This is a genomic window from Coleofasciculus sp. E2-BRE-01, from assembly GCF_040221695.1.
GTDB lineage: Bacteria > Cyanobacteriota > Cyanobacteriia > Cyanobacteriales > Coleofasciculaceae > Coleofasciculus.
In genome coordinates this window covers 1-16691 of record NZ_JAVKEA010000051.1, presented here as the reverse complement: position 1 = coordinate 16691, position 16691 = coordinate 1, and the positions used below count along the sequence as shown (strand labels likewise).

Here is a 16691-nt window from a genome sequence, read left to right as displayed (position 1 = left end):
TTATCAAAACGGATTAATCGTTATCGAAAAATATACGCCATTTTCTTGCCAAGTATCATCCTCCGAATCGACTGAAATCAGGGGAATCCCCCAATCTAAGCGAGCGGTAATGCGATCGCCTTGTTGCCATTGTAGTCCCAACCCTAACGCTGCCAAGCTACTGGGGTCAGGATCTTCGATCTCGCCGTTATTCCAGGTTGTGCCAACATCCACAAAGGGAGTAACCTGCAAAATACCGTCCCACTCAGGAATGCGTAAAATGGGCAGCCGCACCTCCGCCGAGGCAAAGGCACCATTATCCGTGAGTCGAATATCTTGGCGATAGCCGCGCACACTCCCTAAACCCCCTAACCCAATCTGCTCAACGGGTAACAAATCTTGAGCCGCCAGTTGAAGATCACCGCGAAGCACCAGTAATGTATCCGGGGCTAAAAGTCTTACCCACTGGGCTTGACCCCGCCAGGAAAAGAAGCGACTATCCGGCTCATCATCGTTGACTGTGGCATCAAAGATACCCAGACCCAAATTAAACTGAGAGCGTAGGGCAAAGACTTCACTAGCCCCTCGTTGAGTCCACTCTTGAAAGAATCGTAGGGCTGAAACCCGAATCCGTCCATCCTCATCAGCACCCAGCGAGGGGAAACCCACTTCTTCTCCCACCAACTCTTCTAAGAAAACGGTTTTGGTATTGCGTCGGGATGCGGTTAAACCCACTGCCAATTCTTGGGTTGGCGTTTCCAGGAGGGGTTGACGAAACGTCAGGTCAAAACTGGTGGAGTCGGATTGGATATCGAGAAGGTTAAATGGATCTTCAATAATCTCGCTGGAGGTATTGCTAAAGCTAAAGCTAACCGTGCCATTACGCGGATTAACGGGTAGGGTATAGTTAAATTCAATCTCGTCGCTACCATCGGTGTTGGTATAGCTGAGGGTTACGCCATCACCGAATCCGAGTAAATTGGCTTGGGTGATGGACGCCCCACGTCGGAAGCTACCCACACTAGGGGAACGTCCATTGTTGGCAACGAGTTGGTAACTCCAAGTGTTGGCTTCGATAATATCGACAATTAATAAGCTTGTACCCGGACCAGAACCCGTTGAGAGTTCAGCCGAGACATTTTCAATCAGGGGATCGAGTTGCAAAAGACGCAGGGATTCTAGTAAATGCGGTACATTCAGGGGTTTGGGATTCGCCACGGCAATCCGCGATCGCACATAGTTGGGACGCAGACGGCGCAGCCCATTCACCTGAATCTCTTCAATTCCACCTTCGACAATTTCAATGGTTACGGTGTCTTGGGTTAGGGGTTGAGGTGGAATAAAGGCACCCGATGTGGCATAGCCGTTGTCCACGTACAACTGGGTGACAGCCGTTCTAGCATTTAGGAGTTCAGCAAAGGTAATCGGGCGATTGGTGAACTCCGCCGTTACTTTGGCTAACTCTTCATCACTAAAGGCGGTGTTACCGATGAATTCAAATTGGTTCACCGTAATTTGCTCGCTTGTGACACCCTCAGGCGTCTCCGGCGTTGTCGGTGAAAATTCAGGGGGTTCGAGAAGCTGTTCGGGGGGAGGTAGTGTGGGAGAGGGTGTGGCTTCTGGTTGCCTTGAGGGAGGCGGTGGCTCAATGTCTTGAGGCGGAGGGAGTTCAGGAATTGAGGGACTGTCACGGGGAGTGGTGCGATCGGGAACTTGAGCGTTGAATGTTGAGTGTTGGGTGTTGAGTATTGACCCAACCCTAGGTGCATCGGAAACCTGGTTTGTAGGGGCAGGTTTAGGGACTGTCGTTTGCCTATAGATAGTAACGTTTGGGCAAAACCCGCCCTGACTGAGGGTTGAATGGCTGATCTCATGTCCGCCTAAACAGTTATCATGTCCTTCGATCTTGCCACCTGACTGCTTACCTGCTGCCCTCTGTTCCCTACCTTCTGCCTTGATGGAATCTTCTGCCTTTGTGAGAGACAAGCCCTGATCGGCTGAAGACTTAGTGTTTGTGAGGATAGGCAGAGTTTGAGCGTTGACCGAGGGAGTTAGCCAAAACGCCGCCCACAATGCTGCTATAGAAGTGAATAGAATTTGCCCGTTGGAATTAACACCAATCATCTTGTTCATTTATAAAAAATAAAGAGGCTAATTATCGAGAAACATGGTGAGGTAATTATCGTTGCTCATGAATAGAGTCGTCTGTTCGATCGACCACTAGTCGTGAGGCATGGCAAAGATTCTACACCTATTCTCATTAATCGTCTCGCTCCTGTCGTAAAACCCTAGGAGACTGGCGACTTTGGCGGAGTGGTACGACTAAGTAGGTGGGAAAAATCAAAATTAACGGCGGGGATAGTCATACTCGCTTGAGCGAGAAGCAAGCTACGTTTATGTAAGGATTTGAGGAATGTTTACAACAGTTAACCTAGTTGGGGTTATGTCCACCAACCTACTGATCTAAAGCGACTCGCTTGGCGATATCAGCTTACTATTTGCTTTTCAGCCCCTGATGTGATGAAGCGTTTGATTGTTACACCTATTCCGTTACCTGCCAATATGGTCAGTGCGCTTGAACTTTCTTTTTCGTTTGGGAATAACCGCAATGAGGTATTTGAGTTAGTTTTTCTTGGCTCAAATACAAATCAATTATGTTAATATAAATTATTTTGCTTAAAGTGTCAAAACGTCTCTGATTAACAAACTGGTATAACCATACCCTCACGAGCCAATACATCATTGGGAAAGACCGATTTCACGTGGGATTCCATCCATTCAAGAAACTCATCATCATGGTCAGGATGGTAGTGAGACATGACAATTCGTTTAACTCCTGCGGCTTTAGCTGTAGCTAAACCGGTTTTCCAGAGTTGGTCTTGCCAGTCTAAAGGCGAAGGTTTTAGAGAATCATCTGCATGAATATTACAGGGAGCATCCAAGATGAGCAAGTCAGCATGGCGGGCTAAGTGCAACAAATTTTGATCCAGTTGATCCGGTGATTGGGAGTGAGCGATCGCATAGACGGCAGAATGACCGTTCCAGGTGACTCGGTAGCCCATTGAGTGGGATGCAGCGTTGAGTAAAACGGCTTCAATGACCAAATCATCCACGGTGATTTTATCCCCCGAACCCAGTTCGTAAAATTTTAGCTCCGATTGCATGACTTGGAGGGGAACGGGAAAATTAGGCGCTAACATTTGCCGCCCTAAGCGCTTTTCGATTGAGTCTCCGTTAGTCGCCCTTGCACCATAGATGTGGAAACAATTGCCGGGAATAAAGGCAGGTGTAAAAAATGGAAATCCTTGAATGCTGTCCCAGTGGCAGTGGGTGAAGAAGAGGTAAGCTTCTAGGGGCATTTGACGGAGTAAATGGTTGCCGAGAAGTCGCAAACCACTCCCCCCATCAAAAATTAGGCGTTTGGAACCGACACGCATTTCTACACAGGAGGTATTGCCACCATAGCGTACCGTTTCTTTTCCTGGAGCCGAAACTTTACCTCGAACGCCCCAAAATTGGACAACAAAATTGACGGTAGGGCCAGTTACCATGTTGGCTATAACATTAGATGTGCGGGGACTGGGTGACGCTGGATCAGAATCTGGCATCGTTCAATTAAGTGAGCTGCCCTTAGCCAAGCTTCACACCAAGCAATTTCCACTATATGATACTCAGATAAGGGTACTTTCGGTGAGATAGTCGCTAAGGCTTTTGTGTCCAAGGGAGCAAATTAGGTATTTTTAAAGGAAATTTGGTTGGGAGAGCTTGTACAAAAACAACGATGAATTTATAGCTTTCCCCTAGGTTGAATTTTCTAGCACCCTGATTCCGATCAGGAAGTTTCTCTCAAGTCTGTTAATTTTAGCGTGTTTGGTGGACTGGACTTGTGAGTTCTGTCACAAAAAGCAATGAGTAGGGGTTGGGTTACCCACTGGTGTCAACTTAAGGTGCAAACCAATACTGACGAGGTTTTAAGCCGTGTCTGTCTACTCCTCTCAATTTTCCCCCTCATCCCCTAACCCCAACTCCACCCCCCTCGTTCCCCCCTACAAGAGGGGGGAGGACAGAGGATGCTTCGCTTTTGTTGCACGGGAGAAGGGGAACCGGACTCTCTTGCTCCCCTATTGCTCCCCTCTCCCAAGCTTGGGAGAGGGGCTGGGGGTGAGGGCTGGCGTGGGAGAGGGGTTGAGCTTAAGTTGACACGGATGTTTTATAACCCAACCACTACTGAGGCTACGGGACTATCTGCCAGCCTTGTCCCCGGCGGCGACGCACTTCTCAACCAGTGGCATAACCTCCTTGATATCCTTCCAGCCTAGAATTTCCGTGACTTTTTTCTCCAGATTTTTGTAAGTCTTGAAAAATTCAGAAATTTCATCCAACCGATGCTCGGCAACATCTTTAAGGGATTTCACTTGAGCATAGCGTGGATCTTTGTCAGGAACACAGAGGATTTTCTCGTCGCGATCGCCTGAGTCAATCATCTCCAGCATACCAATGGGACGGGCGGTAATCACACAACCCGGAAAGGTAGGCTGATCCATCATCACCATACCATCAAGGGGGTCGCCATCATCGGCTAAGGTGTTTGGGATAAAGCCGTAATCATAAGGGTATTGCACCGAGGAATATAAGACTCGATCAAGGGCAAAAGCCTGTAAATCTTTGTCGTACTCGTACTTGTTTTTACTCCCGGCTGGAATTTCAATTAAAACGTTGATCAGTCCCGGTTTGGGTTGACTTACAATGCGTGATAAATCCATGACTAAATCGTGTAAGCGACACAGCAGATGGGATGACCTAACTATCCAAGATTGTCAAGGTCAAGCCAGCACAGGTAGCGGTTCGCTTTGATTTTTGACCTGTGCCTTTTCTGTTATACAACGTTGCTGGGACTGTCCAAAACCTTCCGTGATACCAAGTACCACAGGGGACATTTGGTATCTATTAGCCGTGCGCCAAAACCTCAGATGATGCTTTAGGCGGACATGATCGGATTTATCCCGCCAACTCGAATTTGGTATCCGCCATCCTTGTTTATTAATTATTTCATCGTTATTTTGTTATTTAATAATTTTGCCAATTGTTTATTTCTGACCTTGGCAGTGAGTAGGGTGTTGTCGGCAAAACATCTAAGCTGCCAGACGAGTAATAAGCAATGGCTAAGAAAGGTAAGGTCAGAGTTAAAAAAGCCATTACCGCACCTATAATTTCTGCCCACCTATGAGGATGGGGTTCAGAAGAGTTGGCAGACGAGCCGCTTGATTCCATAAATGAGGTTTTGATCGGAACTTGAGTCAATTGAGAATTGATCTGAAAATGGGGTACACTATGAAACCCCATGGCGTCTATTTTAACAAGTTTTTTTATCAATAATTGTTTTCTAGTAAACAATTCGCATAAAACCTTACATTTTATGACTTAGGACATCTGTTTTCCCCAAACAACTGACCTTAGACAGATTGACGAGACAGATTGAGGTGAGTCCTCGTGCATCCTCGCAGAAGTTTCTGACCCTCTCTTAGAAAGGAGACAAAGGAGACAAGGAAGAGCCTTAGTCAAGCTCGGCAAGTCCAACGGTACGTTAGCGTAGGGATACGACGTCTAATCCAGGAGATCAAAGAATGGTGAGTTGACTCAAATTCACAACTTTACCTTTCCCACTTTACCATATTTTTCAGCAAAAAATACTGTAAAAAGTCAGCTTAATAAAACTCTATTGATTAGGGATTACGTATCAAATGTGACATTTAATTTTCCTAACTAAAAACCTAACCGTAAACACCTAATCTAGTCTAATTCCAGTCAGAAAATACAAAAAACCGCCTCTAACACTAGGCGGTGGAATTAAGCAATCGGAGGGTAGTATTAGATTACGTTCTTTCCTTCTTGGGAGACTGTAACAATGTTTACCAAATAATCCCTTTTTGAGTTTTAAATGTTAAATTTTGCTCAAAAATGATACGACAATTATCACATTAGCGATGAGCATACACGCCCATTGGTTCTTTGATCCACCGGATGTAAAAATGCTTAAATGTGGAGCGAATCAGGCGAGGCATCCCAAAATCAATCGGCATTAACCTATCCGGTAGCTTCCAATCGAGTACATTGATATCGGCTGGGTGCAGGTGAGGAAAATCTAAAGTGTCCAGAGTTGGATTTAACCCTAAGTTCATCGCGGCGGCTAGAGTGGGGACTTGAGTCGGATCGACATTGAGTAAATTCGCGATCGCACAATCCAAAGCAAATACATCCGCCGACGCCGCTAGAGTATCCAAGCGTCGGGGTTCTCCCCCACTCGGACCATTACCCTCATGAGCGATGATCGCATCCAGAATCGTCAAGCTGGGATCAATTGCCCGCGCCGTTTCCACTAACATTTCCCCAAACCGTAGGGCATCTTTACCTGCTTCTGCGTGCCACCAGGCTTTCATTTTACCAGGGACGCAGCCAAATAAATTCTTAACCCCCAGCGTCAGAGTTAACTGGGTGTGAGACTTCAGCTTGGGTAAATTAATCACCACATCCGCATCCATCGCTTCTTTACACAGGCGCAGGTGGTTAAAGGTATGGCTAACCGTTTGATAACGCTGACCATGGAATTCGACAATGGGGATATTCAGTTCCTCCATCATCGGCAAATAGCCATTCGACTGTGCTACCCCCTTAGCTGTACCAAAGGCTGGACTATCACCCAGAAACGGTTGACCCCCCGCTTCCTTGACCAACTCGGCGACAGTGTAAACCAGTTCGGGGCGAGTAATGCATTCTTTTCCCGGACGCCCAGCCGTCAGCAGATTAGGCTTGAGGAGGACGCGATCGCCTGATTTGACAAATGCCCTAATCCCGCCCAATGGTTCCAGCAAGGTTTCTACGGCGGTTCTCAATGGCTTTTGGTTATAGGAATCTGTCCGAATTAAACTAACGCTAGACATAAGTGTCGTGAAATAGCTTTAGTTTATCTTAGACCTTCGCGCCACGGGACAGAGCCGTGACTCGTTGACAATCAAAGAAAACCCCATCCCCTTCCAGTTGAGTAAGCTGGGGTGTCACTTCCACTTTGACAATTTGTGCGGTGAGGATCAGTACTGTTTGATCAAACAGATGCAGGGTTAACCACGGTTGACTGAGGAAATCGGCAAGTTGTTCGCTAAAGGCTTCTGGTGTCACCGGAATATCAAAGGATTCGGTTTCGCCATTGATGTAATGCAAGGTGATTTGAGTAAAACTATCTTGACTTTGCATGGTTAGTCCTTTGTCATTCGTCATTCGTCCTTTGTCATTGGTTAGACGACAAGGCACTCATTTTATCAAGATCGAGTACCTTGGCTAAGTCTTCAGCACTCATCAATCCTTTATCGAGTACGATTTGCCGTAGAGATTTGCCTGTTTCTAGGGATTCCTTGGCGACAGCCGCCGCGTTTAGATAACCGATGTGGGGATTCAGGGCGGTAACTAATGCGAGACTCCCTTCGGCGTAGTCCAAACAGCGATCGCGTCGGGCTGTGATTCCCGTTAGACATTTTTGGGTTAAGGCAGATAGGGTATTGCCTAAAATTTCAATACTGTGAATCAGATTATAGGCAATCAGCGGCATCATCACATTCAACTCCAATTGACCCGCTTGAGCCGCCAGAGCGATCGCGCTGTCATACCCCATCACCTGAAAGCATACCATAGAGGTCATTTCCGCCATCACCGGATTATATTTTCCTGGCATAATCGATGATCCTGGTTGCACCGGGGGAAGTTGAATTTCCTTGAATCCAGTTTTGGGTCCCGAATCCATTAGCCGCAAGTCATGGGAAATTTTGACTAAATCCTGTGCCAAATTGCGTAAACTGCCCGATACATTAACAAATGGTGCCATACTTTGCATCGCTGCCATGAGATGGGGGGCAGATTTGAGGGGTTGATCTACCAGTTGGGCAAGAATTTGGGCAACCTGATGGCGGTAATCGGGATGGGTGTTTAATCCCGTTCCTGTTGCACTTCCACCTAACCCCAGTACCATTAAATCTTCTGAGGCTCGTTCAATCCGAGTGGTATGATCGGTGAGAATTTGCGCCCACGCCCGAAAGTCTTCCCCCAGGCGTACAGGTACAGCGTCTTGGAGATGGGTTCTGCCAGATTTAACTACATCTTGGAATTCATCGCCTTTGTTATCCAGGGCGGTAATCGCATCAGATAGGGCGGGATACAAGGTATGTTCTAAAGCCAACAGCGCCCCGATTCTAATCGCTGTGGGGATGACATCGTTGGTGGATTGTCCATAATTGACGTGATCATTGGGACTAACCCGCTTATAGTTCCCCTTCTCATCACCCAGAATTTCCAATGCCCGATTTGCCAGCACCTCATTAATATTCATGTGGTGGGATGTACCAGCGCCCGCTTGGTAAACATCGACGACAAATTGATCCCGCCATTGCCCTTTGAGGATTTCATCCGCCGCTTGGACAATCGCTTGGCTAATCTCTTGGGGAATACAGCCTAGATTACCATTCGCGATCGCAGTGGCTTTTTTAATCAGTACACAGGCGTCGATATAGGTGGGTAAGGGTTTAATCCCGCTGATGGGAAAATTTTCAATTGCCCGTAGGGTTTGAATCCCGTAGTAGGCATGGCTGGGGATTTGTCGTTCCCCCATAGAATCCTGTTCGATTCGATATCCTGTACCGGATTTATCAGTCATAAGTCACTCAAAACTGAACACTCTCTCACGTAGGCGGGTTGGGTTTTGAGAAAACTTTATCATCAAATTGAGGGAACAGGGAACAGTGAACAGTGAACAGGGAACAGGAAACAGGAAACAGTTTGATTGTTTTGTAAATTAGTCATTTGCAAATGTTTAACCCCACAAGTGATACCTGTATTGATCGATCCGGCTCCATTCCCGGCAACCACCTGAATCGCGTGAGGGCGATCGGTAGCCAAGGATTCAATTGTTGACAATTTGAATAATTTGTGATGTTAGATGTTCCTCAACCTGAATTCCAGAGAAACTTTGTATTAGTCCTGTTTATTGTGAAGATTTGGTATGCTTGTGTTTCTCCTCTTCTCAAACCTTTACGAAACTTAATACAATGTAACCAACATTAACGATAAGCATATATCCTTAGTCATGATTGGCAGTCAGATTCCCTGGATAACGACGATTATCTTATTGCCCCTACTGGCGTCTCTAGCGATTCCCCTAATCCCTGACAAAGAAGGTAAAACCGTCCGCTGGTATGCTCTAGGGGTTGGCATGGCAAACTTCCTCCTCACCATCCATGCCTTTTGGCGTCACTACGATTTACAAAACTCTCAGTTCCAACTCCAAGAAACCTATTCCTGGATTCCCCAACTAGGCTTAAACTGGTCAGTCGGAGTCGATGGACTCTCTATGCCCTTAATTGCGTTATCAGGCTTAGTCACTACCCTCGCTATTCTGGCATCTTGGAAAGTCAACCGTAAGCCTCGTCTGTTTTATGCCTTGATGCTGGTGATGTATAGCGCCCAGATTGGCGTCTTCGCGGCTCAGGACTTACTATTATTCTTCTTAATGTGGGAATTAGAACTGATTCCCGTGTATCTGCTGATTTCCATCTGGGGTGGAGAAAAGCGCCTCTATGCCGCGACTAAGTTTATTCTTTATACCGCCGCAGGTTCTATCTTCATTCTCGTCGCGGCATTAGCCATGGCATTCTATGGCGACACCTTTACCTTTGATATGCAACAGCTTGCCCAAAAGCATTACCCCATGGGAATGGAATTGGCGGTTTATGCAGGCTTGTTAATTGCTTATGGCGTAAAATTACCGATTTTCCCCTTACATACCTGGTTACCTGATGCTCACTCTCAAGCCTCTGCCCCTGTCTCGATGATTTTAGCGGGTGTGTTGCTGAAGATGGGAGGCTACGGATTGATCCGGATGAATATGGAAATGCTGCCTGATGCCCATATTCGCTTTGCCCCAGTGCTGGCTGTTTTAGGTGTCGTCAATATTATCTATGGGGCGTTGACTGCCTTTGCTCAAAATAACCTGAAACGGCGCTTGGCGTATTCTTCTATTTCCCACATGGGATTTGTCCTAGTTGGTATTGCCTCCTTTACGGCATTAGGTACAAATGGCGCAATGCTACAAATGATCTCTCATGGATTAATTGCCGCCGCGTTATTCTTCCTGTCAGGTGTCACTTATGATCGCACCCATACTCTGGAAATGGAAAATATGGGGGGTATGGCAAAACAAATGCCTAAAGTATTTGCCCTGTTTACGGCTGGTGCAATGGCGTCTCTAGCATTACCGGGGATGAGTGGGTTTGTCGGAGAATTGTCTATCTTCCTGGGCATGTCTACTAGCGATGCCTACAATTCATCCTTTAAAGTCGTCATGGTACTGTTAGCTGCCGTGGGATTAATCCTCACTCCCATCTATCTACTTTCCATGCTGCGCCAAGTGTTCTACGGCACAGCTAAGATGGAGTTCTCTATGGATAACTATTTCGGGGATGCCAACCCACGGGAAATCTTTGTCGCCCTGTGCTTGTTAATCCCCATCGTCGGCATTGGTTTATATCCCAAGGTTGCTACCCAAACCTATGATGTCAAAACCGTGGCGGTAACGGCTCAAGTTCGTCAAGTTTTGCCAGTCATTGCACAAGAACGGACAAAGCTGTATTCTGGTAAATTCAACGCACCATCCCTACCCAAAGCCAAAGCCCAACCTTTGCTGGGTATAGTTGAATAAGTTGACTCTCCAGATTATCAGGTCAACTCGCATTTACGAAACAAGTAGGGGCACGGCACTGCCGTGTCCCTACTTATGTGTTATGTAACGATTGTGTTATGTAAAGGTAGTAGACCCGCACCAAGAAAAAAGTATCTTTATAAGACAACGTGGAATCAGGATGGATCAGATACAAGCAGAAATTGAGGCAATTCGCTCCCAACTCGAGGCACTACGTCAAGAACGGGATACTCTAACCAATCAGGAGGTTCAACCGGAGAATAATTCACCCAAAGCGATCGCGGCGGCTTATCGTCATCAAGCAAGGGTAGCCGCAGAGGTTTCCGCCGAAGTCCAAGGAATTGATAATGCGATCGCGGCGTTGCAGGCGCAGTTGGAGCAAAAACAGCAACAACTACAGCCTCTCGCCAAACCCAAGCAACCCTTAACCTTCGCTGATGAGGTAGAGATCGCCACTCAACAGGCTTATGATCATGCCAATCGGATTAACGAACTCGCCACTGAACTGGTGGAAGAACTTAGGGCTTTAAAATCGATCGCCAATGATATGAGTTCCAGCTATTGGCAGTTGCATCACAAGCCATTTATTACCGGGTTTAAGGGTACGTCTGTTCCCTATCTGCGAGCAGATCAGGGGGTTTTAATGATTGGCAAAGTCATTATTTAGAGCTTGCTGCACAAGTCAGGAACCCTTAGCTATCAAGGCTTTGAGTGGCATTGATATTTGTTTCTGTTCAAGAAAAAAGGGTTTAACCCTTTTATACCCTTGCACCGCTATCAGGGAAAATGTACTATAGCTCCCCCTGCTCCCCCTGCTTCCCCTGCTCCCCCTGCTTCCCCTGCTCCCTACCCCCTCCACCAGACTTATTCAGCAGACCCTATTTAGGGCTTGCTGTCAGGTTCAGCCCTAGGCAAAAATTCTAAAGCCGTTGTTTTAACAGATTCATAATTTACTTTTCCTTGCTCATTGCGGGGTAATTGTTCAACAGGAAACCAATATTTGGGCTGCTTAAAGCTACTTAACTGATTGACCAGCGCGGCTTTTAAAATATCCACAGAAACGTCCGATGCACAAGGAACGTAAACCGCTGTAACGGCTTGACCCCAATAATTATGCGGTATGCCAATCACACACACATCGCGCACTAATTGGGTGGCTAAAATAGCCGCCTCGACTTCTGCTGGGAAAACATTTTCACCTCCGCTAATGATTTTATGACTGTGCCGTCCGACAATGGTTAGATACCCCTGCTCATCAAAAAATCCCAAATCATCGGATTGCAGCATTGGGATTTTATCAGGCGTTGCATGACTATTAGAGATTGGGGATTGGTGATTGGGGAAGTGTAGAGATGTGCCATTATTCGTCTGTAGGGACGAGGTTTGATTCGCGCCAGTGGTTTCCTCAAAACTCGCCCTGATTCCTCTTTCGCTGCGCTCAAGGACATGGTTTTGAGTTAACTCTACACCTTCCTTATCTTCCTTATCTCCTGAAGAATAGTAACCCAATGCCAAAGACTCTGCTGCAATCGTGACAATTCCGATTTGATGCGTCCCAAAAAATTCCCCGGTTGTACTGCGAATGGTAACGTGGGCGTGAGGGAGAACTTGACCGCAACTATTATTCCCTGCTAGAAATGCGTCTGGTTTAAGAGTAACCACTTGAGACGCCGTTTCTGTCATTCCATAAGTTGGCGCTAAGCGAATACCCTGTTGTCTCGCCTCAGTTAAGAGAGACTCCCAAGCTGGCGCACCACCTAACAAAACCGTGTGAAACTGAGATAACCAATTTGCTGCATTCGCACGGAGTAAGCGTTGTAATTGAGTTGGAACTAGGGAAATAAAAAAATCCCTTGGGTCAATCTCTCGTCCCTTCCCCGCCACCACCTCTTTAAAGGGTAGAATAACCAGTTGTCCTCCTGTGGTTAGCGATCGCAGAAATTGCATCAACCCACTCACATGATACACAGGCAAGACACAGAAGGAGTTCACTGGCTTCTGGTCAAAATACTGATGAAACCCTCGCACCGACGCCATTAAAGTATCCCAACTGTGCATCACGAAGCGAATCTTACCAGAGGAACCCCCTGTAGGAATCATTATTCCAGGGTTCGTAGTAGGCACTTTAGTGCCATCAGGGTTTGTAGTAGGCACTTTAGTGCCATCACGAATCAAGCGCTTACTACAAACGCCCAATTCAGTGACATCCCTTGTCGGTTCCGTCTTGATTATCCCTTGTCCCTTATTTTGGACGAATGACTCTTGACGAATCACCCGTGACAAATCTCCCCAAATTAAATCGGGTTGAACTAATGCTAAAACCTGCTGCCATTCCGGTTGTGTCCAGTTGGGATTGCCCAAAAATACTGAACAATCGGCAGCAATAGCGGCGCTAAATGCAGCAAGGAATCGCCAAGGGTTAGATTCAGCCAGAATAATCTTAGGAACGGTTTTACATAGAGATAAGTTAGAAAATTGATCAAATAATTTCTGATTTGTTTCTTTGAATTGGTTGTTGTCAAAACCAATAAGCCAATCATTATTTCGCTGTTTTATATCGATGAAAATAGAATTCATTTCCTTAAACCCACCCCAACCAAAAATTAGGGCGGTTTTTGCATTTCAGTTAGGAAAAAAAACGAAATTAATCCCTAAAACCGCCCCTACCAATACCCTGGTTCCCCTATCTCCTACCTTGCATAATTAACCTTACACCCGTGCTAGGCGCTAGGGTTACGCTCCGTCGCTGAGGTTGCTCAGGTTGCTGCTGTGCCAGAGTTAGTTGATGCTGAGAGGCAATTTTGGCAAGGACTAATTTCATTTCAAAGAATGCCAAAGCTTCACCAATACAGCGGCGTATCCCACCGCCGAAGGGGAAAAAGTCATAGGGAGAAAACTTGCGTTCTAAAAAGCGTTCTGGCTTAAATTGATGAGATTCTGGATATAAATCCTGGCGATGATGAGTTAAATAAATACAGCCATAAACTCGGGTTCCTGGTTGTAGCTGATATCCCATCAGTTCAACAGGTTCTTTCACGGCTCTCGGTACAGTTAAGACAGCCACAGGATAAATCCGCAAGCTTTCCTGGCACACGGCTGTGAGATAAGATAAACGAGCAATGTCCACAGGATCGGCCTCTTGACTCAGAGAATCCAGTTCCTGCAACAGCTTGTTTTGCACATCAGGCGATCGATAAACCCAATACAGCGCCCACGCGATCGCAGTAGCGGTAGTTTCGTGACCAGCTACTAATAAAGTAAACAATTCATCATGCAATTCTTCATCTGTCATGGGTTTACCTTCTTCATCCTCTGCCGATAACAGTAGGGTGAGAATATCTGAACCCGAAGAGTCTTTCTGTTGACGGCGCTCTCGAATTTCCGCATAGATTAGCTGACTAATTTGCTGCTTTAAGCGACGGAATTCACCCCAAGGTGTCCAATCTTTCTGTAGGGCTGGAAAAAAAAGTAATCCTGATGTGAAGGGAGATTTAAATTGATCCATCATGCTAGCAATTAGCCCTTTCAGTTGACCAAATCGCTCTGGATCATGAATACCAAAAACAGCATTTAAGATAACTTCTAAAGAAATTTCTTGAGCTAGAGAACGAGCCACAAAGATTTGACCGGGACGCACTTGCTGCATTACCTTATCCGTTAGGTCACAAATAAGTTGCCCATAAGTTCGGATGTGTTCGCCGTGAAACGGTGGCATTAAGAGTTTGCGTTCCCGACGATGGCGATCGCCTTCTAACACAAATATTGAATGATCTCCAACAATTGGCTGCAAAAGTCTATCTGGAGGAGCTGTAAATTGCTTGGTATCGTTGGTGAAAATCTGTTGTAAGGCTTGGGGATGACTGACAAACAACATACAGGAATGATTGCCAATAACAGGGGCATTGAAAATATCACCATAGTGTTGCCCTGCTGCATCCATGTAATCCAGCGGCTTAGTAATCCACTGAATTTTTTGCCACCATTTGGGGGCTTTGGGTCCTTCGGGTTGTTTAGTTTTGACTTGAATCATAAGCTGTTCAGCCGTTGAATTTGGATTCTAAATTTCTCAAAGGGAATAGAGAATAGGCAACAGGCAATAGGGAATACAGAATTGAAACGCCTATCCACTTAGACAAACCAGTGATTAACTCCAAACCCAACTGCCCGATGGGGATGAGATAATTCTACAGCTAAATTGAGAACCGCTATTCTTGCGATCGCACTTTCAAAGACGGAGGAGAAAACCACGTCGATATCGTGGACTTGACAAAATTGTCGGAGTTGTGTTGGAGATCCCGCGATCGCCGCTTTAATCACAAAGATTCCTCGCCATCCCTGCTGGTAACAGGTTTTGAGTTGGTTCAACGTAGCAACGGATTCATCAAGGGCGATCGCTGTTTTATACTGATCCTGCATTGCCTTGATCACATCAAATTCCTCTGGTGGCAAGGGTTGTTCCAGAAACTCGACAATTCCCGCCTGATCCGCCACCTGTAACCATTGTTGAGCTTGATTCTGTGTAAGTCCCCCATTCGCATCTAAGCGTAATTGAGCCGATGGGGGTAAGGCTTGAACCAATTGTTCAAACCACTTCAGTTCCGACTCCATCGAGGTTACACCAATTTTCCATTTAAACGTGCGATCGCCCTGTTGCCAACCTTCCTGCCAAGAGGTTAACGCGGCTTCTCCAGTGGGCAAAAGATAACTGTATTTCAGCGACGAATTGGGTAACGATAGGCTTGTTTTTTCTGTTTCAATACGACTCTCTCCCCCATCTCCCTCATCTCCCCCATCTCCCTCATCTCCCCCATCTCCCTCATCTCCCTCATCTCCCCCATCTCCCCCATCTCCCTCATCTCCCCCATCTCCCTCATCTCCCTCATCTCCCTCATCTCCCCCATCTCCCCCATTCCTTGCGACTAACCCATCCCACGCTGACTCAAAGCCAAACTGACAGGCGGGAAATTCAGCCGGAATCGAGAAAATATCGGTTGATGTAATCTGAGACGGGAACTGCTGACAAAAGGTTAGGGCTTGTTCTAAGGTTTCAGAACCAAACCAAGGAAGTGGGGCAATTTCTCCCCAACCCACTCGCCCCTTTTCATCCACCAAACGCAGGATAATCCCCTCGCGTACTTTCCAGATGCCATGATGAGTGGTTAGGGGATGTCGGAATTGGCGCTGGTAAGGATTAAACTCAAAACAATAAGTCACCGGAAACCTTAACGTAGTGGCGTGGCACACCTTAATTGGTGGATTAGCATTGTAGGGGCGCATGGCGTGCGCCCGGTTTAACCCTTCGACCCTTCGGCACACTCAGGGCGTCGCTTCGCGGCAATTGAGCCTGTCGAAATTCAGGGTTAAACGTCAAATCTATTCCACAATTTTAGCTGTGTCAGTCCAGTAATCGCGAAAGTCCTCACCTTCAGCGATAGCAGGGTTAACTAACAGTCGGTAAATATCTAGACAATTAGTGACATAACTGGACATTTTCTATGATATAATTAAACAATGTCTAGTTTAACGCCCCAAGAAGCAGCAACTCTACTAGGTGTGACGGTCAAAACTTTGCACCGATGGGAACTCAACGGCAAAATACGAGCTTCTCGGACAGCTGGTGGTCATCGTCGATACGATATTGTTGACTTAATTGGTAATAAATCTGGTAACGAATTAACCGTTGGTTATGCTAGAGTATCTAGTCACGACCAAAAAGACGATCTAAATAGACAAGTTTTAGTCTTAGAAAGTTACTGTGCCAAACAGGGATGGGAATTTGAGATTATTCAAGATCTCGGTAGTGGCATGAACTATAAAAAGAAAGGACTGATTAGATGTAAGAATTCAGGTCTGTGTTTAGCTCATCAATTAGCCTGGGTGTACGAGCCTTTCCAAAGTAACGTGGGAAAGGAAATTCAGTCACATCGGCGAGTGCGCCCAGGCTCTTTTCCCCAAATAGGTCTTGCCTGAGACA

General features: G+C 46.4%; 12 protein-coding genes and 1 pseudogene. 3 read left to right on the top strand and 10 right to left on the bottom strand.

Annotated elements, in window-relative coordinates; all coding sequences use genetic code 11:
* Positions 1-3 precede the first annotated feature (3 nt).
* The 7 genes from RIG66_RS05705 to RIG66_RS05675 all read right to left on the bottom strand — a co-directional run bounded on the left by RIG66_RS05705 (position 4) and on the right by RIG66_RS05675 (position 8677).
* Positions 4-2112, bottom strand: a complete 2109-nt coding sequence (locus RIG66_RS05705; protein WP_446376036.1) for a ShlB/FhaC/HecB family hemolysin secretion/activation protein — start codon at positions 2110-2112, stop codon at positions 4-6.
* Between the two features lie 566 nt (positions 2113-2678).
* Entirely contained in the window at positions 2679-3530 is an 852-nt protein-coding gene (locus tag RIG66_RS05700; RefSeq protein WP_446376034.1) for an MBL fold metallo-hydrolase, read from the bottom strand.
* Positions 3531-4220: 690 nt separating this feature from the next.
* Complete coding sequence (locus tag RIG66_RS05695) at positions 4221-4742, bottom strand: inorganic diphosphatase (protein WP_446376032.1); 522 nt, start codon at positions 4740-4742, stop codon at positions 4221-4223.
* A 304-nt stretch (positions 4743-5046) separates the two neighbouring features.
* Positions 5047-5373 (bottom strand): hypothetical protein, encoded by a 327-nt coding sequence (locus tag RIG66_RS05690; RefSeq protein WP_446376030.1) that lies wholly within the window; start codon positions 5371-5373, stop codon positions 5047-5049.
* Between the two features lie 584 nt (positions 5374-5957).
* Complete coding sequence (locus RIG66_RS05685) at positions 5958-6917, bottom strand: DUF362 domain-containing protein (protein ID WP_446376028.1); 960 nt, start codon at positions 6915-6917, stop codon at positions 5958-5960.
* A gap of 28 nt (positions 6918-6945) precedes the next feature.
* Positions 6946-7251 (bottom strand): hypothetical protein, encoded by a 306-nt coding sequence (locus RIG66_RS05680; RefSeq protein ID WP_446376026.1) that lies wholly within the window; start codon positions 7249-7251, stop codon positions 6946-6948.
* Between the two features lie 10 nt (positions 7252-7261).
* Positions 7262-8677: an aspartate ammonia-lyase gene (locus tag RIG66_RS05675; protein WP_446376024.1), complete on the bottom strand. Its 1416-nt coding sequence runs from the start codon at positions 8675-8677 to the stop codon at positions 7262-7264.
* 429 nt (positions 8678-9106) lie between these two features.
* Here RIG66_RS05675 and RIG66_RS05670 point away from each other — a divergent pair, with 429 nt between their 5' ends.
* Both RIG66_RS05670 and RIG66_RS05665 read left to right on the top strand, forming a co-directional pair.
* A complete protein-coding gene (locus tag RIG66_RS05670; protein ID WP_446376022.1) occupies positions 9107-10717 on the top strand; it encodes an NAD(P)H-quinone oxidoreductase subunit 4 in 1611 nt (536 codons plus the stop codon).
* A gap of 160 nt (positions 10718-10877) precedes the next feature.
* A complete protein-coding gene (locus RIG66_RS05665; protein ID WP_446376020.1) occupies positions 10878-11384 on the top strand; it encodes a hypothetical protein in 507 nt (168 codons plus the stop codon).
* A gap of 215 nt (positions 11385-11599) precedes the next feature.
* On the opposite strand, the gene RIG66_RS05660 is transcribed toward RIG66_RS05665, so the two are convergent.
* The 3 genes from RIG66_RS05660 to RIG66_RS05650 form a co-directional block, all read right to left on the bottom strand.
* On the bottom strand, positions 11600-13294 hold the full coding sequence (locus tag RIG66_RS05660; RefSeq protein ID WP_446376018.1) for a 2-succinylbenzoate--CoA ligase: 1695 nt from the start codon (positions 13292-13294) through the stop codon (positions 11600-11602).
* 106 nt (positions 13295-13400) lie between these two features.
* Positions 13401-14747, bottom strand: a complete 1347-nt coding sequence (locus RIG66_RS05655) for a cytochrome P450 (protein ID WP_446376016.1) — start codon at positions 14745-14747, stop codon at positions 13401-13403.
* Between the two features lie 98 nt (positions 14748-14845).
* Positions 14846-15931 carry an o-succinylbenzoate synthase gene (locus RIG66_RS05650; RefSeq protein WP_446376161.1) on the bottom strand — a complete coding sequence of 362 codons (1086 nt, stop codon included), beginning with the start codon at positions 15929-15931 and terminating at the stop codon, positions 14846-14848.
* Positions 15932-16228: 297 nt separating this feature from the next.
* Between RIG66_RS05650 and RIG66_RS05645 the strand changes: the two are divergent.
* A pseudogene (locus RIG66_RS05645) lies at positions 16229-16552 on the top strand (IS607 family transposase); the annotation flags it as partial.
* Positions 16553-16691 lie beyond the last annotated feature (139 nt).